General features: G+C 58.9%; 1 protein-coding gene. It reads left to right on the top strand.

Translation table 11 applies throughout. From position 1 onward, the window contains the following. Window positions 1-898, top strand: an 898-nt coding sequence (locus tag CCD76_RS19370; RefSeq protein WP_087721113.1) for an IS3 family transposase, incomplete at its 5' end; no start/stop codon positions are given. Window positions 899-966: the final 68 nt, after the last annotated feature.

The following is a 966-nucleotide window of genomic DNA, read 5'->3' on the forward strand; positions in this document are numbered from 1 at the left end:
GCAAGCTGACGGTGGAACGCGATTTTTTGTCACGCAGGCTCGATCGTTGAGTCGGGCCCAGCGCCTGGCACTGGTCGAGCCACAGGCGCCTGACCTCAGCCTCCGGCGCCAATGCCGGCTGCTCGGTATCAGCCGGTCCTCGGTGTATTACCAGCGCAAAGAGCGGCGGGCCTATGACCTGGAGCTGATGCGCCTGATCGACGAGGAACATCTGCGAACGCCAGTCTATGGTTCACGGCGGATGACGATTTATCTCAACCGTCTGGGACATCCAGTGAACCGCAAGCGAGTCCAGCGATTGATGCGTCAGATGGGGCTCCAGGCGGTATATCCGAGGCCGCGCACCAGTCGCCCCGGTGAGGGGCACCGGATCTACCCCTACCTGCTGCGGGGTCGGGTCATTAATCGCCCCAACCAAGTCTGGGCAGCTGATGTGACTTACCTTCCTATGGCACGCGGATTCATGTATCTGGTGGTCATTATGGATTGGCACAGCCGCCGTGTGCTGGCCTGGCGAATATCGAATACCCTGGACACCGACTTCTGCGTCGATGCCTTGGAAGATGCCCTGGCACGCCATGGGTCGCCCGAGGTCTTCAACACGGATCAAGGCTGCCAGTTCACCAGTAAGGCGTTTACTGACGTGCTGGAAGCCCATGAGGTCCGGATCAGCATGGATGGCAAGGGCTGTTACCAGGACAACATCTTCGTTGAGCGGCTCTGGCGCAGCGTGAAGTACGAGTGCGTCTACTTGAAAGCCTTCGAGAATGGTGCCCATCTGCGCGAAGACCTGAAGCGTTATTTCGCCTGGTATAACAGGGACCGACCCCATCAGGGGCTCGACGACGAAACACCCGATGAGGTGTACTTCGATCAACCATTGACCCAGGCAGCCTGACGCCTGATGACAACCCAGTCAGAGCTTAGATCGCCTGTCAGGTGGACCAATGGATAGGGTCCACTTCA

This window comes from Salinicola salarius, assembly GCF_002179555.1.
Taxonomy (GTDB): Bacteria; Pseudomonadota; Gammaproteobacteria; order Pseudomonadales; family Halomonadaceae; genus Salinicola; species Salinicola salarius_A.